We start from the raw sequence: 19,309 nt of genomic DNA, 5'->3' as shown, positions 1-19,309 counted from the left end.
TCATGTGAAGAGCTTCAGGACCGAGGAGTAGATGAAAGGAGGAGAAGACATGCGTGCAGCCAGGAAGAAGCCTCAGGAAACGGGCTTCGCACCCCTGATCCAGTTCGAAATGGACATGGCAACCTTTCTGTCCGACTGGCAGCATTGCGATCAGCTGTCGACCTTTATGGCGCGGATGATCAGCCATAACCGCATGGACCCGATCCGCCACTCGAATTTCTTCTCCTTTGCTCTCAACGAGCTGCTGGAGGTGTCGTTTCGCGGCGGCTCTCCCGAAGGCAGGCTGGACTGCACGGTCTATCGACACGATTTGAAGGAACGTGTGAGGCTCAGCTTCAGATGTCCACCGGGACAGCAGGAGTTCTATCGGGAGGCCATAGCGAAAACTCATCAAGAGGATGCGCTCGGAAGGTACTTGGGCGCCATTTCAATGGACCAGACACCAAACAGGGAGGTCATTCTCCTCGATCTGGCGATCAATTTCGACGCTGACTTGCATATCGAGGAACATGCTCCGTCAGACATAACGTTCGTCGCCGACCTTCCGCTTGAAAGAGCCCTAAGTTGAACGCCATCGTCTTTTCAGCGCCCTTCACTGCGGAGTTCGACGCCAACAACCAGGAGTTTTCATTGGCGGGCGTGATCCGTCCGTATTCGGTGGACGAGATCGCGGCAAGCATTTCCATGCTGAAAAGCGCGATAGCTGATGTGCGAGGGGTCCTCCACATCAATTTGCGACGCCTCGTCCAAATGAATAACACCGCTTTCCAGGCCATTTCTCGCGTCGTTCTTGATGCCTGTCGGGCGAGGCCGGATCTCCGGTTCGTCGTGGTGACCTCAAGCGTCGTCGGCTGGACCGAGCGCATGTTCACGCACCTGAACAGGATCGAACCGCGGGTGACCGTGGAAGTTTATGATTCCAAATTCTATCCCGGCCAAAGCTTCGTGGAGGATACGAGCTTCATTCCGATATTGCGGACCCAAACCAAAATGACATGGCGCCATGAGCGCACGATCCTTCCTCGTCACGGCATGCGCCCCGGGATCGTGATGGCCGATATCTGTTGCGGCATCGGCGATTTCGCCATTCTTGTCAAAAAAGAGTTCCAGCCAACGCGCATCGTGGCGCTCGACCACTCGAAGGCAAGCCTTGACTATGCGCGCGACATGGCGGCCAGATTCGGCATTGCCGATGTCGAGTATACCTACGGCGACGCATCGGAAATGCTGCTCGAGGACAATCAGTTCGACTTGGTGACCTGCCGGCATTCGCTTCAGATATTCAATCGGCCGACGGCGCTTTTGAAGGAGCTTTATCGGATCTGCAAACCTGGCGGGCGGGTGTATATTACCAACGAAAAGAATTCGCACTGCCTCGGTGAACCCCGATCGCAGAGCATTCAGTGGACATATGACGAGGTTGCGAAGCTATTCAGCCACTTCGAGATGGATGTGGAATTTGGACCCAAGAGCCGTCGACATCTCGTCGATGCCGGCTTCGACGATATCCTGGTGGAATCCTTCATGGTTACAAATTTGGACGGAGATCCGCAGGACTTTGCCGACGTGATTGCGGCATGGGAACAGGTTTACGCCGGAGAAATGGCCGTAAAACGTGGCGATCCTCCCGAATTCATTGAACGGTTCCGCCAGGGGTTCAGGGATCACATCTTTGCCGCCCTTCACCCTAAGGGATACGCCGGCTGGCCAATCTGGGCGGCATCCGGACGTAAACCACTATGAGGACACCAAGCCAGCAGGTCGCACGGTTTGGATTGCGCTCGTTCCGCGCGAAATTCGTAATCGTCGTCGGAAGCGCGGTTCTCTTCGATTTGCTCGTGACGGGGGGACTGGCGCTTTGGAATGTGCGACGTCTCTCGCAAGACGCAACCGCCGAGGTCGGCCAGGGGCTAGAAGAAGCCAATCAGGGTTATATCCGTTCTTACGCGGAAACGACGGCCGAGCATGTCAATCTGCTTCTGAACCGCGTCCATTCCGACGTAAACACGCTGGCGGGCGTCCTTCAGGCGCAGATCGACGGCCCTCCGATGGCAACCCAGATCGGCGAGGCGGTGGCTCGCAGCGCTCCGGGAACGGTTGAGGTCGTTTACGACGCCAAAGGAGGATGGGCCCAGAATCTGCCCGGCCCGCCGTCCGTCGTCAGCGTATGGGGATATCTTCTCGGTCCCGATCATCTTCCGGTGCCTGAAGTGCAGAAGGACATAGAAAACAGCACGGTCCTCGACCTCATTGCACCAAGTCTGCTGGCAAACGGTCTGTCAAAGCTGCAGATGTATTATATAGGCCCCAAGGAACGACCGATCTTCCGCACGGCGCCTTACACGGATCAGGCCCAGACTTTTGACAAGCTCTATCCTGGCCATAACAGCGCGGAGTTCTGGACCTTCTTCTTTCCGGGGCTTTACGAGTCCTGGGAGCAATGGGCCAAGGATCCAAACCAGCGGCCGGTCGACGACGACATTACCCAGACGGCCCCCTATACGGATGCGATCACCGGGAAGCTCATCGTCAGCTTCTTCCAGCCGCTCTGGTCTCGCGACCGCACGAAGGTCGCAGGCGCCGCCGGAACGGACATCACCCTCGACCAACTGGCGGAAATCGTCGAAAACGTCAAAGTCGCCGATAATGGCTTCGGCTTTCTCACCATGTCGGATGGCAATGTTGTTGCCATCAATCCCATCGGCGAGAAGATCATGGGCCTGCAGGCGTTGAGCGATACGGGCGGCGAAGGCGTGACGGGCCTCAGCCGCTCCCTCAGGCGGAGCATACAGCCGGAAATCGCGCAATTGCCGCTGGGGGAAGATGGACTGTTGCGGCACATCCTCCTCGACGAAAACGGCGAGAAGGTTCCGTATCTCGTCGTCCTAAAACAGTTGCAGCCGACAAATCTCTGGGTCTCCGGCCCTGTCGGGCGTGAGGCCATGCTGCTCGGAATTATCGTGCCGGAACGCGAAATCTACGCTTCGCTGTTTGCCGCCCAGGCGGGGATTTCCAAGGCGACCAACCGGATCCTGATTTACCAGGTTCTTGCTCTTGCCGTATCCCTGTGCTTCGTCATCGGAGCGGTCTTCGCCATATCCAAGCGCATAACCAGAGGCATCAGCGCGCTCGCCGATGCCGCCAAACGCATTCAAGCTAAGGATTATTCTGTTCGGGTGGATATTCCGACGCATGATGAGGTCGGCGAAGCCGGATTAGCCTTCAACCGCATGGCGGAACAGATCAGTTTCCATACGGAAAACCTCGAACAGCTCGTTGACGACAGGACGAAGGAGATCGAAGAGGCGAACCTGCAGATTTCCGCCTTGAATCAGAAGTTGCGCAGCGAAAACCTGCGCCTTGGCGCGGAACTGGCCGTGGCGCGCCGAATCCAGATGATGGTGCTTCCAAAGGCCGGTGAGCTGGAAGAGATAACCGATCTGGAGATCACGGCCTACATGCGGCCGGCCGATGAAGTCGGGGGCGATTACTACGATGTCCTGAAGGACGGCGAGCGACTGAAGATCGGCATCGGCGACGTGACCGGGCATGGCCTCGAAAGCGGCGTCCTGATGCTGATGGTCCAGTCGATCGCGCGGGCCTTGCAGGAGGCAGGCGACATGGATCCTTCGCAGTTCCTGAACAGCATGAACCGTGCCATTTACAAGAATCTTGTGAGGACCAGCACGAACAAGCACCTTTCCCTCGCCTTCCTGGATTACGACGGAAGGCGCCTCACGCTTTCGGGTCAACACGAGGAGTTGATCGTCGTGCGCAAGTTTGGAAAGGTGGAACGGATCGACACGCTCGATCTTGGCCTGCCGATTGGACTGGAACCGGACATTTCGCCGTTCGTGGCAACACGAGAAGTCACCTTCGATCGGGGCGACATGATTGTTCTTCATACGGATGGCGTGACCGAGGCAGAAAGCCCGGACGGCGAACTATTCGGGATCGAGCGGCTATGCGAAAGCGCCGGCCGGCGATACGGTTTGAGCGCGGAGGATGTGAAAAACGGGATCATCGACGACCTGATGGCCCATATCGGTACGCAGAAAATTCATGACGACATCACGCTTGTGGTCATGAGACACAGGTGATCGAATGACAACTTTATATGGGCTGGAAGCTCTGGCAATCGGAACCGGCGAAAAAGTCACACGGCTTTGCCTCTTCGAGGGACCTCTCGAACTCGGTTGGAAGCATTGTGCCATCACATCCGATTTTGTCGCCGAATTCGTCGCATTGCGCTACCGTACATCCCGCAACCTTTATAAGGAGGTTCGGCACAATGTCGGTTATCTGACGAATGAGCTTATTGAGAACGCCGTGAAGTTCCGTGCAGCCGGCGAGGTCATCGTGGAAGCTTCGGTCGACGACAATGTTTTCCGGGCAAAAGTCTCCAATCTTATCGATGAGGAGCCCGCCCTGCAGTTCCAGCATTTGCTGTCGGAAATCACGACTGGCGACCCAGGGGACCTTCTTATAAAGCGGATCGAGGCTAATGCGACCGGCACGACCGAAAATGGCTCCGGCCTTGGGCTTTTGACCCTCATGAGCGATTATGGCGCCCACTTTGCGTGGGTTTTCGGAGCCGAGGAGCCGGGCGGCAAGATCCCGCTCGAAACCTACGCATCTATCGCGGTTCCAGATGTCTCAAATTAACGGGCGGTTCAATATGGAAGTCACGGAAGACGAATATCGTGTCTGGTCAGAGGGTACGGAGATTTATTTTGACGGGTCCATGCGCTTGCCCAATACAGAGGCCTACGCGCCAATCTTTTCCCTCGTCATGAATATCATTGAAACCGAACCGGATCGCGTTACGGTGGATCTTACCGGGTTGCAGTTTCTCAATTCATCCGGGATCAACCTGCTCGCAAAACTTACGATCGAGGCGCGCAACAGGCCGAATATACGATTAACGGTGCGCGGAAGCTCGGAATATCCCTGGCAGTCGAGGTCCCTTCCCAACCTGAAGAAACTGCATCCTGGCGTCGATCTCACGCTCAGTTGACTGAAGGAGCCCGTATCTCCGGGGCAACAAAGCCCGATTAACCTGCCAGCGCCAGCCAATCGCCGATCGTTGTCTCGTGACTGTGTGTGGTAAAAGCTGCCGTGCTGGCCACGTGGCCCGTCCCCATCGCCCTTCGGATTTCGCGAGGGCTAACTCCGAATTCATGGCTGAAAGCGCGTGTGAAATTAGCCGCCACGTCGAAGCCGGCAGCGTCTGCGATCTCGGCGATCGGCCTGTGATTGGTTCGATCGCTCAGCTCCGCATACGCTTGCTGAAGACGAAGTTTTCGAATGTAGTTTAGGACGCCTCCACTGGATTCGAACAGTTGGTAGAGGCGCGTGCGCGAGATGCCCAGTGCTTGGCACATGGTGTCGGGTGTCAGATTACCCGAGTGAAGGTTGAGATGAATATAGCGATGCGCCCGCTCCATCATCCCCATGTTGGTCTGCATCTGTTTTGCGTCCAGCTTCGTCGATGAAGTGACGCAAGCAATAACCATGTCTTTGACCGCCCGTATGACCCCCGGCACTTCCCCTGCCGTGAGGCTGCTAAGCTTTGCCTCCATTTCGTTGATATAAGTGACGAGCAAATCGGCGAGGCCGCCGGATAGGATGGTGTTGTTGGCCGCCTGCAGAAGGCTGGCATCATTCGCCAGCGATTCATAGGAGAAGAAGAGGAGTACGGCTGTAGAATCGGTTATCCGCCCGCGATAGGGATAACTGAGAGACCTGAAGAATATCTCCTCCGGGGCGGTCTCTGTGACGTGGCGGTCAACTTCGGTCCATGCTCGGCCGCTACGAAGAAGACCGAGATTCCAATGGTCGATCGGGCTCGATCGGAGCATGGCCTGGTCACGGATATAGCTGTGCTCGGGCGTACGTTGCTGAACGACGAGCATATCGCCGAGCCGCCACCCGATCTGCTCGGCAAGGAAACCATCATCGGGAGACTTCCCATTCGGCAAATGCACCTCGACGAGCGGAGCCATATGTGCCCGCCACGCTTCGAATTGCTCCAGAAGAGGCAGATCCAGTGTCGAGAACCTCAGGGGGATCAGTGCGGGTGGAGCTTCGGGACGGTCTTCTTTCTGGGTAGCAGGCTCGCGCGGCCACCGCCGCCGCTCCAGATGGTCTGGCCACCCTTCTCTCTTTGCCGATTTGTTTGCAGATCCGAACTCTTCACTCATTCAAATCCTCCGGCTCACAAACCGAGCCCGGGCAGCCTGAAGTTAAGAACGGCAATCTCGGAGCGCCTGCCGAAAAGGGAGAAAATCCCGAAGTGCCACAGCTAAAAGTTATAATCCATATTACTTATTTAGAAAAAATGTACAGAGCGATAATTTTTAGGATGTGATGATAACGACAACTGTCCCGTTTGCTTGTATCTAAATAAAAAAGCAAGACCCCCGGAGAGCTACCCGGAAATATCTAAATATTCACCTGTGCCAGCCTCCAAGGCGAACGTCGTTGGATAGGTGAAACCGCGTCTTATTAAGAAAAATCCGACGAGTATGGAGGTAGTCGTGAACTATCTTGGTAACATTCGTGCCCAATCTTCTGCAGAAGCGATCTATAGGAGGCGTTCCTCACCGCAAAAACCCCAGAAATCAAAAAAGATTATTGTCGCCGGAGGCGCCGGTTTTCTGGGATCACATCTGTGCGAGACTCTTCTCCAGGCCGGTCATCAAGTCGTTTGCCTCGACAACTTCTCCACCGGTCTGAGACGCAATATAGACCATCTGGAGCGGTTTGACACGTTCAAGGTCATCGCGCACGACATAGTGCAACCGTTCGACCTGAAGGTCGACGAGATCTACAATCTCGCCTGCCCGGCATCGCCTCCGCATTATCAGCTCGACCCGATCCACACCACGAAAACCTGCGTATTGGGTTCGCTCAACCTGCTGGAACTGGCCTCACGCACTGGCGCACGCATTCTCCAGGCATCCACCTCGGAAGTCTACGGAGACCCGAACGTCCATCCCCAGATCGAAAGCTACTGGGGCAATGTTAATCCCTTCGGCCCGCGCTCCTGCTACGATGAGGGCAAGCGTTGCGCGGAGACTTTGTTCTTCGACTTTCACAAGAAGCTTCAGGTCGAGGTGAAGGTCGTTCGCATCTTCAACACATACGGCCCACGCATGCGTCCGGATGACGGCCGCGTCGTCTCCAACTTCATCGTCCAGGCTCTCACAGGGCAGGATATCACGATATACGGCGACGGTTCGCAGACCCGCTCGTTCTGCTTCGTCGATGATCTCGTTGACGGTTTCCTCCGCATGATGGCCTCGCCGCCGTCGTTGACGGGGCCTGTCAATCTCGGCAATCCCGGGGAATTCACCATCGGGGAACTGGCCGAACAGGTGATTGGAATGACCGGTTCCCGGTCGAGAATCATCCATCATCCGCTGCCAACCGATGATCCCCGCCAGCGCCGCCCCGACATTTCGCTCGCCACGCAGGAGCTCGGCTGGCGTCCGCATGTGGATTTGGCGCAAGGCCTCGTACAGACGATCGACTATTTCGAGCGCCTTCTCGCTCGCCCGACGCGCGAGCTTGCGGAGGCCATGTGATGACCACGCCACGGATCCTTGTCACGGGCGGGGCCGGTTATATCGGTAGCCACACCGCTAAGCTGCTCCGCTCGGAAGGGATCGAGCCGGTCGTCTACGACAATCTGACGACCGGAAACCGTACCTCCGTGCGCTGGGGGCCTTTCGTCGAAGGCGATGTCCTCGACCTGCAATGCCTGATCGAGACCATCGAGAAATATGTACCGGATGCCGTCATCCACTTCGCAGCGTCCGCCTATGTGGGCGAATCCGTGCAGAACCCGGCGAAGTACTACAACAACAACGTCTGTGGCGCGTTGTCACTTGTGGATGCCTGCCGACAGACCGGCCTCCAGAACATCATTTTCTCATCGAGTTGCGCGGTCTATGGGGTGCCCTCCGTACTGCCGATTGATGAGGCGACGCCAAAGGCGCCGATAAACCCTTACGGCAGAACCAAGTTGATCGGCGAACATATGCTCGCCGATTATGCGGCGGCATTCGGCCTGCGTTACGTCGCCTTGCGCTATTTCAATGCCTGCGGAGCCGATCCCGAAGGAGAGCTCGGCGAATGGCATGTTCCGGAGACCCATCTCATCCCGCGGGCCCTGCTGGCAGCGGCCGGCAGAATTCCGCATCTGGAGATATTCGGCGACGATTATGAGACGCCGGACGGAACCTGCATAAGGGACTATATCCACGTCGCCGACCTCGCGCAGGCACATTTGCTGGCCTTCAGGCATCTTGCCGGAGGTGGAGGCAACCTCGCTGTCAATCTTGGCTCCAGCCACGGTTTCTCCATCAGGGAGGTCCTGAAGGCGATTGAGGAAATTACCGGGAGCAAGGTCCCGGTCATGACGCATACGCGTCGGCAGGGCGATCCGCCGAGCCTCTATGCAGATGCCAGTCTCGCGCGCCTCACCCTGAGTTTCCAGCCACGATATTCCGATCTCGAAACCATAGTGCGTACGGCTGCCCCCTTCTTCGGCCTGGAGGTGCGGTCGTGACCGAGCTGGCAACCACGAATGTGCAGGACATCCCGAATGTGGCTCAGGAGCCGCTTCTCGTGCCGGTTCTGGCCGGGTCCCGCCGGGTGGAATATCTGGTCCTGGCCGGGCTCTGGGCCCTTGCCCTTCTCTACTTCTGGACCTGGTGGCTGGACCCGCGCCATCACAACGACGCTTTCGGCTCCGTGATCGTAAGCCTGGTGCTGATCTGGATCACCCTGCTGCCCGCCTATTTTATCGTCATCTTCTATCGGGCAACCAAACCAAACGGCCCTTTGCGCCTGCCGGCCGAAAGCCGGGTGGCCATGGTCGTGACCAAGGCGCCTTCTGAGCCATTCTCCGTCGTCCAAGAGACCTTGCAGGCGATGCTTGCCCAGGATGTGCCGCACGATACGTGGCTCGCCGACGAGGACCCATCCTCCGAAACCATCGCCTGGTGTCGCAGACATGGTGTCTCCGTCTCGACCCGCAAAGGGCGAACTGATTACCACAGGGCCTCCTGGCCGCGACGCACGCGATGCAAAGAGGGCAATCTCGCCTTCTTCTACGACCACTATGGTTACGATCGTTATGATTTCGTCGCGCAGCTCGACGCCGACCACGTTCCCGAGCCCGGTTATCTCTTCCAAATGCTGCGCCCGTTCGCCGACCCGAAAGTCGGCTATGTCTCCGCACCCAGCATCTGCGACAAGAACGCGGCTGAAAGCTGGTCGGCTCGGGGAAGGCTCTACGCAGAAGCGAGTATGCACGGTTCGCTTCAAGCCGGCTATAATGCAGGGCTGACGCCATTGTGCATAGGATCGCATTATGCGGTGCGCACGTCGGCGCTCAGACAGATCGGCGGCCTGGGGCCGGAACTGGCGGAAGATCATTCCACCACGTTGATGATGAATGCCGCCGGTTGGCGGGGCGTACATGCCCTTGACGCTATTGCCCATGGCGACGGGCCTGCCACGTTCAGCGACCTTGTTACACAGGAATTCCAGTGGTCGCGCAGCCTCGTCATGCTGCTTCTGCAGTATTCTCCCCGCCTCGTCGGCCGGTTGCCATTCAGGCTCAGGTTCCAATTCCTGTTCTCCCAGCTCTGGTATCCGCTTTTTGCTTTCTTCATGCTGCTGATGTTTGCAACGCCAATTGTCGCGCTCGTGCGCGGTGAAAACTTCGTGGCTGTGTCCTATCCGGATTTCCTGCTGCATTTTGCAGGGCTCGCGATCACTCTCGTGGTGATGGCCTATCGCTGGCGGGCCAGCGGTTCGTTCCGCCCATACGACGCCAAGGTCCTGAGCTGGGAATGCATGCTCTTTCTTTTCGCGCGCTGGCCATGGGCGGTTGCCGGCACGTTGGCGGCAATCCATGACTGGTTCACAGGATCCTTTGTTGATTTCCGGGTCACTCCAAAGGGGCGGTCCGAAGTCGATCCGCTGCCGCTGCGTGTCCTGGCGCCCTATGCCTTCCTTGCACTCGTCGCGGTGCTGCCGGCATTCGCCATCGCCGATGCCGGAGCGACGAAGGGGTTTTACCTCTTTACGATCCTGAATGCTGCGATCTATGCCCTGCTGCTGCTGGTCATCGTCATCAGGCATTCCCGCGAAAACAGGATTGCCACGCCCTCCCGGTTCTATCGTCCCGCCATGGCGCTGGTGCTGTTGACGCTCGTCATCCTCCCCGGAGTTGCAACGACTATGCGTGGAAAAGACGGGGCCGAGGCGCTCGCCTGGGGGGGCAGCCTTCAATTCTTCACCGAACGCTACGGGGTCGCCGGGGCGGGCAGAGGTGGAGCCGCGCTGCGCACGATCATCTTGAAGCCACGATGGGTTTCCGTTCCGGCGGGAACTGAATTGAGAACGGATGCCGTTTATCCGGATTGGCGATATCCGAGCCTGAAGGAGGAGGACAATGCATAACCTGTCGAAAGTAATAGCTTTGTCGTTAACCAGCCTGTTGTTGTCGGGATCTGTCCTTACGGCGATCATGCCGCGCAATCTTCCCGAAGCAGGACTACTTGCGTTTGCCGCGCCATCAGCCATGACAGCGGCGACACGGTCGATAAAGAGGCCGATCGTCACCCCTGATTCAATAACCTTCGGCGCCTATGACCCGCATGGCGACTTCGACGAACCGTCGAGTTCCAGGATCGAGCACCTCTTCCTGCCTTGGGAAGACGTCGACCTGTCCACGCTGACGCTCGCCGACGACTACGCGCAAGCACGCGGCCGTTCGCTGCTGATTTCAGTCGAACCATGGTCCTGGTCGCCCGACTGGCGCTTAACGCCGCAGGAACTGCTGCAGGGCATTCTGAACGGTTCGCGGGACGAGTACATGGCGACCGTCTGCTCTGCCGCCGCGACATTGAAAAGCCCGGTCATCATCCGCTGGGCCCAGGAAATGGATGAGACAGACAACCAGTTCTCGTGGTCGCACTGGCAGAGCAACGACTATATAGCCGCCTACCGCCGGATGGTACGGGTTTGCCGGACCCATCTGAAGACGGCCCAATACATGTGGTCACCAAAGGGCAATGAGGGCCTTGAGGCCTTTTATCCCGGGGATGACGTGGTCGATGTCATTGGCCTCTCGGTCTTTGGCTTTCAGCAGTACGATCGCTATACGACCGGCCGGGACCAGACGTTCTTTGATCGGCTGACGCCAGGATATGGCCGTGTCTCGCATTTTGGCAAGCCGATCATGGTCGCCGAACTCGGCTACGAAGGTGACGACACATACGTTCGTAACTGGGCCGAAAGCGTGACCAGACGGTATCCCGACTTTCCGGCCCTGACCGCAGTGGTCTACTTCAACGACCGCGAAGTCTATCCCTGGCCGAACGGCTTTGGCCGGCCGGATTGGCGGGTGGCCCGCGAAACCACGAATTGAAGAAGGAACTCCGACATGCTGACATTTCCGAAAATGTTTCTGGCGTTCGCTTTAGCCGGTGGTTTTGCGACGGCGGCATCCGCTGCCGGGTCGTCCGGAGGCGCCAACGTGAAGGCCACTACCCCCCTGAACAATACAGAAATCTACAGGCTTTATGGCCAAAACTCGTGGATCTGGAAGGCTGGTGCGGGCCATTTTTCGGTGCGGGCGCGACGGTTCACAGCCTGGTCAAGGGAAGAAGGTCCTCCTTCCTATGGCGTCGGCCGATGGTTTATTACCAGGCCGGGCAAGCTCTGCTTCAATGCTCGTTGGTACGCCCAAAGCGGCTCGGCTCCGGCAATCACCTGCTTCAGCCATCGCAAGAAGGGAAACGTCATCTACCAGAAACGTGAGCCTGACGGTCAGTGGTACATCTTCAAGAATGCGCCAGTGAACTCCTCCGACGAGTTCACCAAACTACGCTATGGCGACTATGTAGGCGCGCAATTGGGCAAGATCCAGGCGATCGTCGGCAAAGCCCCATAACCGGGCCGGGGGAGGGGAGTTGCGCGCCTGGCATCACTGTCGATTCGGTACAGCGTATTGACCTGATGCCGGCGCGCAACTCCTACCGCATGAAACAGCGCGACGTGCTTCCGAAACCGCTCGGCGTGCAGATATAGGGGGCACGACCGAGGTAGCTCGTCTGGATGATCTTTGCTTCTTTCTGCTTCACGATCGCTTGCCCGCGTTCGACAGGTTTTCTCGTCGGCACCGAATAGCCGACCTGCTTGACCGACAGCGGCGTCCGCTGACTCTGATCGGGTACGAACGAACATCCGGCAATGCCTGCCACAAGCAACGTTGCGACGGCGCAGCACAGCGTCTTCTTCGCGAAGGTCTCGGGCAAAAATTTGATTGGCAATGTCACGGCGAGTTCCCCTTTTTTGATGACCCCGTGCCGATAACCCTACCTAAAAGGCTTTAATTAGGCGTTTCTGAAAAAGTGATAATCCACGGAATTCGTACAGCTTGATCGGCTGGCGCTTCATCCAAGTAAGACCTGCCGAAGCGGCTCAGGCCCTCTTCAAAACGCGGTCACTGGCTACGTATGTTATTACGTAACATTTCATTTGACGAACGTAATAACATTACCTAAGGAATCGCTTCAAGTTTTCGAGGACGCGATGAGCGATATCAGCCTGAAATCCAAACATCCGACGCCCGGCTATCAGGACCACGCGGCGCTCCGTCAAATTTGCGGGGCACTCGCGCATGGTTCGCTGACCGTGATCATGGGGCGAGACCAGGCGGGTATCGATCCATGAAGCTTGGCCGAAGTCACGAAGGACGACGCCGAATATGGCGTTGCGGCCTGCGAAGCGGGGCTGAGCGGACAATTTGATATCCAATCAAAAATGGAGAATGCGATGCGCATGATGAAGGCGCTTTTCCTAACGCTGACGCTCGGAGCGCCGATATCGGTCAGCTCCGCCTTCGCCGAAACGCTCAAGGTCGCGGGACCCTGGGAGATTGCCGGCATCGAACCGGCGCAGACCGGCTATGTCTTCAGCCGGCTTCAGGTCGCCGAGACGCTTGTCACGACCGACAAGCAGGGCACGCTCGCCCCCGGCCTTGCGAAAAGATGGACGGTTTCCGATGACGGTTTGAATTGGTCCTTTGCGCTTCGCGACAACGCCGTTTTCCACGATGGGACGAAGGTCACCGCAGAGGCCGCCGTTGCCAGTCTTAGGCGGACGCTTGGAGGGGTAGGGGTCCTTTCCCAGGCTCCGATTGCCGAAATCGCAGGCGAGGGCGGCGAAATCCGCATCAAGCTGCACAAGCCGTTTTCTGCCTTGCCCGCCTATCTCGTGCATTTCAGCACCATCATCCTTGCTCCGTCTTCATTCGACGGTGCAGGCAAGATCACCGGCATCGTCGGGTCCGGGCCTTATCGGGTGAAGACACTCACCCCGCCGGCCCGGCTCGAACTGGAGAGCTCGGGCAGGTGGTGGGGTGGCGAGCCCGGCATTACGGAGGTGAGCTATCTCGCCGTGGGGCAGGGGGAACCCCGCGCCCTTATGGCCGAGAGCGGCGAGGCCGACCTCGTCTTCTCCATGCTCCCGGTCTCGGTCGATCGTCTGAAGGCCAATCCGAAGCTGGACGTCCAGATCGCCACGATCCCGCGCACCCGCATCCTCAAGGTCAATGCCGGGTCGCCCTTCTTCGATCAGATCGAGGAGCGGCAGGCGATCAGCGCCGCCATCGATCGGGTGGGGATCACCAAGGTTATCCTGCGCAATGCCGATCTGGCCGCCACCCAGCTTTTCCCGCCGGCGATGAAGGGCTGGAACATGCCTGGCGTCGAGCCGCTTACGCAGGATGTCGAAAAGGCGAAGGCGCTGCTGGCGGCAGTCGGCTGGACGCCGGGCAGGGACGGCATCCTCGAAAAGGATGGAAAGCGCTTCAGCGTCACCATGCTGACCTATTCCAGCTGGCCGGAACTGCCGCCGCTCGCAACAGCGCTTCAGGCTCAGCTTCGCCGGGTCGGCATCGACGTCAAGGTATCTGTGGGCAACAGTTCGGAAATCCCCGCGCGCCACAAGGATGGAACGCTGGAGATGGGGTTGATCTCACGCCTCTATTCGATCGTGCCCGATCCGGTGGGCACGCTTCTGCAGGACTATGGTCCGGGTGGAAGCGACTGGGGCGCTATGGGGTGGGACAACAAGGAGATGCAGGCTGTCGTCGAAAAGCTCGCCGCGACAAGCGATGCCTCTATCCGCGCTCCCCTCCAGACACAAGCGGCCGAGATCCTGCAACAGGAACTGCCGAGCATCCCCGTCACTTGGTCGGAACTTGCCATCGTTTCCAGCAAGCGCATCACGGGCGTCGCGGTGGATCCGCTTGAGGTGAACTACGGCCTCTCCTCGATCCGTTGGGTAAAGTGACGGGCAGCGCGATGAAGAACTTCCTTGTCGCGCGCCTGCTGCAGGCCGGCATCGTCTCAGTCGCGGTCGGGGCCTTGTGCTTCATCCTGATGCGCGTCCTGCCGGGCGATGCGGCCATGCGCATTGCGGCGGGCCGCTACGGGCCGGATGCAAGAATTGCCGATGCGGCGGAAAAGGTGCGCCTCGAACTTGGTCTCGACCGGCCGATCGCGATGCAGTTCCTGGAATGGCTAGGCAGCCTGGCGCGTTTCGACCTCGGCCATTCGCTGGTAACCGGCCGCGCCGTAGCCCACGAACTGCAGGTGCAGCTCGTTGCTTCCGTCTGGCTGGCGGCGGCGGCTCTCGTGCTGTCGCTGCTGATCGGTCCGATCGTCGGGCTCTTCGGCGGCCTCAAGCCGGGGGGAGCCGCGGATCGTCTCGGTCTCATGAGCGCCGTCATCTTTCGCGCCATTCCGCCTTTCGTGCTGGGGCTGATCCTGATGCTGGTCTTTTCCCGGCAGCTCGGTTGGCTGCCGCCGGCCGGCTTCGGCTCGCCGCGCGAGATCCTGCTTCCGGCATTGACCCTGGCGCTTGGGCTGGCGGCCATGTCGAGCCGGGTCACCCGCAACGCGGTCGCGGCCGTTGCCCGGGCACCCTATTTCGCCTTCGCGCGCTACAAAGGGCTTTCGGAACGCGTCGTCGTGCGCCGTCATGGGCTTCGGAACGCTGCCATTCCCGTCGTCTCGTATCTCGGCCTGCAGGCCATCTATCTGATCGAAGGGGTCGTGGTGGTGGAGTCGCTCTTTGCGTATCCGGGCATCGGGCATGCGCTGGTTCATGCGATCGTCGAGCGCGATATCCCGATGGTGCAGGGGACGGCGCTGATGATGGGGCTGATGTTCGTCGCGATCGGAGCGGCTGTGGACCTTCTCACCCTCTGGCTGGATCCGCGCACAGGGAAAACCGTATGAGCACCATCGGCAACATGACATCCACGAGAGCCAGAACGGGTGTCGGGACGGCGCGACTGGCCGGCGCCGGGCTGCTGATCCTGCTCGGCGGCTTCGCCCTTCTTGGCCCTCTGTTCATATCATCCGATCCGTCGACGCAGGATCTCGGGGCAAGCCTGGCCCCGATAGGCGGCGATTACCTGCTGGGTGCGGATCACTACGGGCGCAGTCTCCTGGCGCGTCTCGCCCACGGGGCACGCCTCTCCTTCGGCATGGCGTTTCTCACCATGCTGGCGGCGGCGGTGCCCGGCATCCTGCTTGGTCTTGCCGCGGCGTGGAAAGGCGGATGGGCAGAACGCATGCTCGAGTTTGTGGCGACTGTGGTGCTGGCTTTGCCGGGGCTGATGCTGGTGCTGTTGCTGCTCGCCTTTTCTCCGGGCAATCACGGGCCGCTCTTCCTCGGCCTGTCGCTAACCCTATGGGTCGAGTTCTACCGCCTAACCAAGGCGACGACGCGGACGGTGCTTGCCCAGCCGCATATCGAAGCGGCGCGCATGCTTGGTTTCGGTTCCCGCTATATCCTCGTCCACTATGTGTTGCCGGTCATCGGGCCGATGATCGCCACGCTGTCTGCTTTCGCCATGGCGACCGCCATTATTGCCGTTTCGACGCTAAGCGCGATCAGCGTTGGATTGCAGCCCCCGACGCCGGAACTGGGTAGCATGATCGTCGAACTTCTCCCCTATTTCGCTGAAGCGCCCGTTCATGTGTTGCTTCCGGCCGTCCTGATCTTCCTGCTCGTACTTGGCCTGCAACTGCTCACGCAAGGAGATCGGGCATGAACATATCCATCAATACCGACCTTTCCGTCTCCGACCTATCCGTGCATTCCCAGTCGGGTCCCATTGTTTCCGGTGTATCTCTTGCCGTGGGTCGCGGTCGGCCCTTGACCCTGCTCGGAGAAAGCGGGTCTGGAAAGTCCCTCGTTGCCCAGGCGATCATGGGCAACCTGCCAAATGAGTTGCGCGCCACAGGCCATATCCTCTTCAAGGGCGCGGAAATTCTTCGGGAGACGCCGTCGGAGCGACGTCGCCGCTGGGGCCGCAGCATCAGCCTCCTGCCGCAGGAGCCGTGGTTGGCGCTCGATCCGACCATGCGTGTGGCGCCGCAGGTGGCCGAGGTCCATCGCTATGTGAGGGCAAAATCGGTTGAAGACAGCGCAATAGCAGCCAGGAGCAATCTTTCCGATGTTTCCCTCCAGCAGGCAGCCGAGCTCTACCCGTTCCAGATGTCCGGCGGCATGGGCCAGCGGGCGGCGATTGCCATCGCGCATGCTGCGGATGCCGAGCTTCTGATCGCCGACGAGCCGACCAAGGGTCTTGATGCGGCGCTCAGGCGTTCGGTAACGGCCCGTCTGCTGTCGGAGGTAGAGGCAGGACGTCTGCTGCTGACGATCACCCACGACGTTGCCGTCGCTCGTGCCCTCGGCGGAACTATAGGCGTCATGCTGGACGGACGCCTCGTGGAGTACGGCGAGGCCCGGAAGTTGCTGGAGGCACCCGAGCATTTCTACACAAAAGCGCTGCTGGCTGCTGAACCGACGCGATGGGAGGCGCGGAAACAGAAGACCGCGGGCGAGATGGTCGTTGCCGGCCGTGGGCTGGAAAAGCGTTACGGCGACAAGGCCCTGTTTTCCGGTCTCGATATCGAAGTCGCGGCCGGCGAGATCGTCTCGATCTTCGGCCCAAGCGGCTGCGGCAAGACGACCATCGGCAACATCCTGCTTGGCCTCGCCAAATCAGACGGGGGGATGGTTGAACGCAAGCCTGACCTTTCGCCGCTTCGCTTCCAGAAGCTCTACCAGGACCCGCCTGCGGCGTTCGCACCCCATCAAACCATCCGCAAGGGACTGAAGGGTCTCGTCCGGCTGCATGGCAAGGACTGGGCCGATGTCGAGGCATTGGCAGGTCGGCTGCGTTTGTCCGATATCTTGCTCGACCGTCTGCCGGGGCAGATTTCCGGGGGTGAGTTACAGCGCTTTGCGCTGCTGCGGGCGTTGCTCCTCGCCCCCGTTTTCCTGTTCGCGGACGAAGCGACATCCCGTCTCGATCCCGTCAGCCAGAAGGATGTGATCACGTTCCTGCGGGAGATCGTGGAGGAAACCGGCCTTGCCGTCCTGCTCGTGACCCATGATCGGGATGTTGCAGACAAGATTTCGACGCGCACGATCGATCTTGGGGGCAGCGGGCTCTGTGATAGATGAGGCGCCGGCTCTTTGCCCGCTGCCTTGACGTGGCTTGCCGCTTTGCGGGAAAAGCTCTCATATCTATGAGAGCATCCGGCATTCCGTCACCTTGCGACAACCCCCAATGGCGATATCGAGCGCAGATCGGGATCCGGCAGGCCTGTGACTCTTGTCACCTTGGCACTGCTCATGCTGTAACCGTAATCAAGGACACGCACACCATCCATGATGAAGAGTTGCGCCTTGTCGAGGCCAGGCCTCAAAGAGCCGGTCACAGTGATGACCTCATATACGCGCGACATACGGAAAGGCTCGTCCGAAACCACGTGGACCAGTTGATTGGGCGGCGGCGGCGCGCTGTGGCTGCATGCGCCAGCCCACGGCACCAGCATGAACTCGTAGACGAGATCGCCGTCCTGATCAATCGGCAGGATGAAGCCCGTCAGCTCGACCATTCGGCCCTCGTCATGCCACGCGAGCGTTTCGCCTTGCGAGCGGCTGATTGCCATGCCGGGCAACGGCATTGTCGCAGTCGACTGGTCGGAAGGTCGCAGGGCATTCCACTGAATGGGCTGCGCATCAGCAAGAACACTGGATGTCTGGCAGGCGAGGGCGGCGGCAAGCGCCACAGGTTTCAGGATGGAAAGAGGAAGCCTCATCTCTGTGTCTCCATGCCTCAGGGTCATATCATGGCCACGGGGCATGGCGATGGTATTTGCAACACCGCTCAGTCGTCAAAGCAAAAAGGTGGCGAACAGCTCCAGCAAGGCAAGCAGGTCTCAATAAGCCATGCGGCGCACATCACTCCGCATCGGCGGGGTTTTGGTCGCTGAACGCGCGCACCATCGTTTCGGCCGAGCTTTGGCTTGCGATCAGGCTGGACAAAAGAATGCGCGCCTGGGCGGGGCGGAGCGTCTGGGAATGAACCGCGCCGGCCTCGGCCAGGTCGTGCCCGCCGCCACCCCCGCCATAACCAGCGGTCAGAAGCCCCACAGGAACACGGCTCGAGATGACGATGCAAACACCGCGCTGCGTACAGTGTCTCACGGCCTCGACTATGGCGGGATTGGCGTTGCCGGAACCGAGGGCCGCGAGCACGATGCCATGGGCGCCCGCTTCGACGCTTGCCCGGATATGGGCGGCATCGCAGCCGGGATAGATTGCGACGATATCGACGCGGATGCCGTCGACCGGCGCCGGCAGATGCGGACTTTCGGCAGAGGGAAAGGAACGGGCAGACCGGAAAGCGTCCGCCTCGTCGCTGCTATGCTTGAAGAGCCCCCATGCGGGCAGGGTTCGACCGCCGAAGGTTACAAGAACACCCCGCTCCGCGTTAGCCGGGTCCGCGGCGAGCCGGATAGCGGCTAAGAGGTTTGCCGGGCCGTCCGCGTCGGGATGATCCGCCGTGAATTGCGCACCGGTAAATATTACCGGTTTCTGCGTCTTAAGCTGCAGATGGACGAGCAGGGCGGTTTCTTCCATCGCGTCCGTGCCGTGCAGCACGACAATACCTTCCACATCGGCATCATTGAGCTCCAACTTTACGGCATCGCTGACGCGCTGCATGTCGGACAAGGTCAGGCTGGCGGAATCCTTCGACATCAGGTCGACCGGACGCAGATGCGCATCGGCCTGCGGGAGGAGCGCCAGAAGATCCTCACCGGTAAGCGTCGGGGTGCTTGCGCCGTTCGTGCCGCGCTTGCTTGCAATGGTGCCGCCGGTGGCGATAACCGCCACCAACGGCTTCGTCGCGCTC

The 19,309-nt window shown here is 59.4% G+C and carries 19 protein-coding genes; 15 read left to right on the top strand and 4 right to left on the bottom strand.

Annotation, left to right across the window (positions count from 1 at the left end; translation table 11 throughout):
- Nucleotides 1-49: 49 nt before the first annotated feature.
- From EDE05_RS10420 to EDE05_RS10400, 5 genes are read left to right on the top strand one after another with little or no spacing between them, the layout of a single operon-like run.
- On the top strand, nt 50-568 hold the full coding sequence (locus tag EDE05_RS10420; protein ID WP_112797550.1) for a ubiquinone biosynthesis methyltransferase UbiE: 519 nt from the start codon (nt 50-52) through the stop codon (nt 566-568).
- Nucleotides 565-1,743 carry a class I SAM-dependent methyltransferase gene (locus EDE05_RS10415; protein WP_112797553.1) on the top strand — a complete coding sequence of 393 codons (1,179 nt, stop codon included), beginning with the start codon at nt 565-567 and terminating at the stop codon, nt 1,741-1,743. The genes EDE05_RS10420 and EDE05_RS10415 overlap by 4 nt, the downstream gene beginning before the upstream one ends.
- Nucleotides 1,740-4,100, top strand: coding sequence for a SpoIIE family protein phosphatase (locus EDE05_RS10410; RefSeq protein ID WP_112797555.1), 2,361 nt, complete (start codon nt 1,740-1,742; stop codon nt 4,098-4,100). The genes EDE05_RS10415 and EDE05_RS10410 overlap by 4 nt, the downstream gene beginning before the upstream one ends.
- Nucleotides 4,101-4,104: 4 nt before the next feature.
- The gene (locus EDE05_RS10405; RefSeq protein ID WP_112797557.1) at nt 4,105-4,665 is read left to right on the top strand and encodes an ATP-binding protein; all 561 of its coding nucleotides are present in this window, start codon (nt 4,105-4,107) and stop codon (nt 4,663-4,665) included.
- A gap of 13 nt (nt 4,666-4,678) precedes the next feature.
- Nucleotides 4,679-5,017, top strand: coding sequence for a hypothetical protein (locus EDE05_RS10400; RefSeq protein ID WP_112797559.1), 339 nt, complete (start codon nt 4,679-4,681; stop codon nt 5,015-5,017).
- Between the two features lie 37 nt (nt 5,018-5,054).
- Here EDE05_RS10400 and EDE05_RS10395 read toward each other — a convergent pair whose 3' ends face one another.
- Nucleotides 5,055-6,203: an AraC family transcriptional regulator gene (locus tag EDE05_RS10395; protein WP_112797562.1), complete on the bottom strand. Its 1,149-nt coding sequence runs from the start codon at nt 6,201-6,203 to the stop codon at nt 5,055-5,057.
- A 381-nt stretch (nt 6,204-6,584) separates the two neighbouring features.
- Here EDE05_RS10395 and EDE05_RS10390 point away from each other — a divergent pair, with 381 nt between their 5' ends.
- The 5 genes from EDE05_RS10390 to EDE05_RS10370 are packed head-to-tail and all read left to right on the top strand — an operon-like array spanning nt 6,585 to nt 11,974.
- Nucleotides 6,585-7,589, top strand: coding sequence for a UDP-glucuronic acid decarboxylase family protein (locus tag EDE05_RS10390; RefSeq protein WP_245519887.1), 1,005 nt, complete (start codon nt 6,585-6,587; stop codon nt 7,587-7,589).
- Nucleotides 7,589-8,575, top strand: coding sequence for a UDP-glucose 4-epimerase GalE (gene galE, locus EDE05_RS10385; protein WP_112797566.1), 987 nt, complete (start codon nt 7,589-7,591; stop codon nt 8,573-8,575). The genes EDE05_RS10390 and galE overlap by 1 nt, the downstream gene beginning before the upstream one ends.
- The gene (locus EDE05_RS10380) at nt 8,572-10,479 is read left to right on the top strand and encodes a glycosyltransferase family 2 protein (protein WP_162712280.1); all 1,908 of its coding nucleotides are present in this window, start codon (nt 8,572-8,574) and stop codon (nt 10,477-10,479) included. Before galE ends, EDE05_RS10380 begins: the two co-directional genes overlap by 4 nt.
- Nucleotides 10,472-11,449, top strand: coding sequence for a glycoside hydrolase family 26 protein (locus tag EDE05_RS10375; protein ID WP_112797569.1), 978 nt, complete (start codon nt 10,472-10,474; stop codon nt 11,447-11,449). The genes EDE05_RS10380 and EDE05_RS10375 overlap by 8 nt, the downstream gene beginning before the upstream one ends.
- Nucleotides 11,450-11,464: 15 nt before the next feature.
- Nucleotides 11,465-11,974 (top strand): DUF995 domain-containing protein, encoded by a 510-nt coding sequence (locus EDE05_RS10370; RefSeq protein ID WP_112797571.1) that lies wholly within the window; start codon nt 11,465-11,467, stop codon nt 11,972-11,974.
- Nucleotides 11,975-12,056: 82 nt separating this feature from the next.
- Here EDE05_RS10370 and EDE05_RS10365 read toward each other — a convergent pair whose 3' ends face one another.
- Nucleotides 12,057-12,290, bottom strand: a complete 234-nt coding sequence (locus EDE05_RS10365) for a hypothetical protein (protein WP_245519886.1) — start codon at nt 12,288-12,290, stop codon at nt 12,057-12,059.
- 325 nt (nt 12,291-12,615) lie between these two features.
- Here EDE05_RS10365 and EDE05_RS26790 point away from each other — a divergent pair, with 325 nt between their 5' ends.
- The 5 genes from EDE05_RS26790 to EDE05_RS10345 all read left to right on the top strand — a co-directional run bounded on the left by EDE05_RS26790 (nt 12,616) and on the right by EDE05_RS10345 (nt 17,571).
- Complete coding sequence (locus EDE05_RS26790) at nt 12,616-12,756, top strand: hypothetical protein (RefSeq protein ID WP_162712282.1); 141 nt, start codon at nt 12,616-12,618, stop codon at nt 12,754-12,756.
- 102 nt (nt 12,757-12,858) lie between these two features.
- On the top strand, nt 12,859-14,379 hold the full coding sequence (locus EDE05_RS10360) for an ABC transporter substrate-binding protein (protein WP_112797988.1): 1,521 nt from the start codon (nt 12,859-12,861) through the stop codon (nt 14,377-14,379).
- An 11-nt stretch (nt 14,380-14,390) separates the two neighbouring features.
- A complete protein-coding gene (locus EDE05_RS10355; protein WP_112797575.1) occupies nt 14,391-15,329 on the top strand; it encodes an ABC transporter permease in 939 nt (312 codons plus the stop codon).
- Nucleotides 15,326-16,150, top strand: coding sequence for an ABC transporter permease (locus tag EDE05_RS10350; protein ID WP_112797577.1), 825 nt, complete (start codon nt 15,326-15,328; stop codon nt 16,148-16,150). Before EDE05_RS10355 ends, EDE05_RS10350 begins: the two co-directional genes overlap by 4 nt.
- Complete coding sequence (locus tag EDE05_RS10345; protein WP_134100824.1) at nt 16,147-17,571, top strand: ATP-binding cassette domain-containing protein; 1,425 nt, start codon at nt 16,147-16,149, stop codon at nt 17,569-17,571. Before EDE05_RS10350 ends, EDE05_RS10345 begins: the two co-directional genes overlap by 4 nt.
- An 86-nt stretch (nt 17,572-17,657) precedes the next feature.
- Here EDE05_RS10345 and EDE05_RS10340 read toward each other — a convergent pair whose 3' ends face one another.
- Together EDE05_RS10340 and EDE05_RS10335 are read right to left on the bottom strand one after the other, a co-directional pair.
- Nucleotides 17,658-18,212: a DUF3299 domain-containing protein gene (locus EDE05_RS10340; RefSeq protein ID WP_132410154.1), complete on the bottom strand. Its 555-nt coding sequence runs from the start codon at nt 18,210-18,212 to the stop codon at nt 17,658-17,660.
- 142 nt (nt 18,213-18,354) lie between these two features.
- Nucleotides 18,355-19,290, bottom strand: coding sequence for an asparaginase (locus EDE05_RS10335; RefSeq protein WP_245519881.1), 936 nt, complete (start codon nt 19,288-19,290; stop codon nt 18,355-18,357).
- Nucleotides 19,291-19,309 lie beyond the last annotated feature (19 nt).

Source organism: Neorhizobium sp. R1-B, assembly GCF_004368875.1.
In the GTDB taxonomy this organism is placed as follows: domain Bacteria; phylum Pseudomonadota; class Alphaproteobacteria; order Rhizobiales; family Rhizobiaceae; genus Neorhizobium; species Neorhizobium huautlense.
The sequence above is the reverse complement of the archived record's forward strand: the minus strand, read 5'-3'. Positions and strand labels throughout refer to the sequence as shown.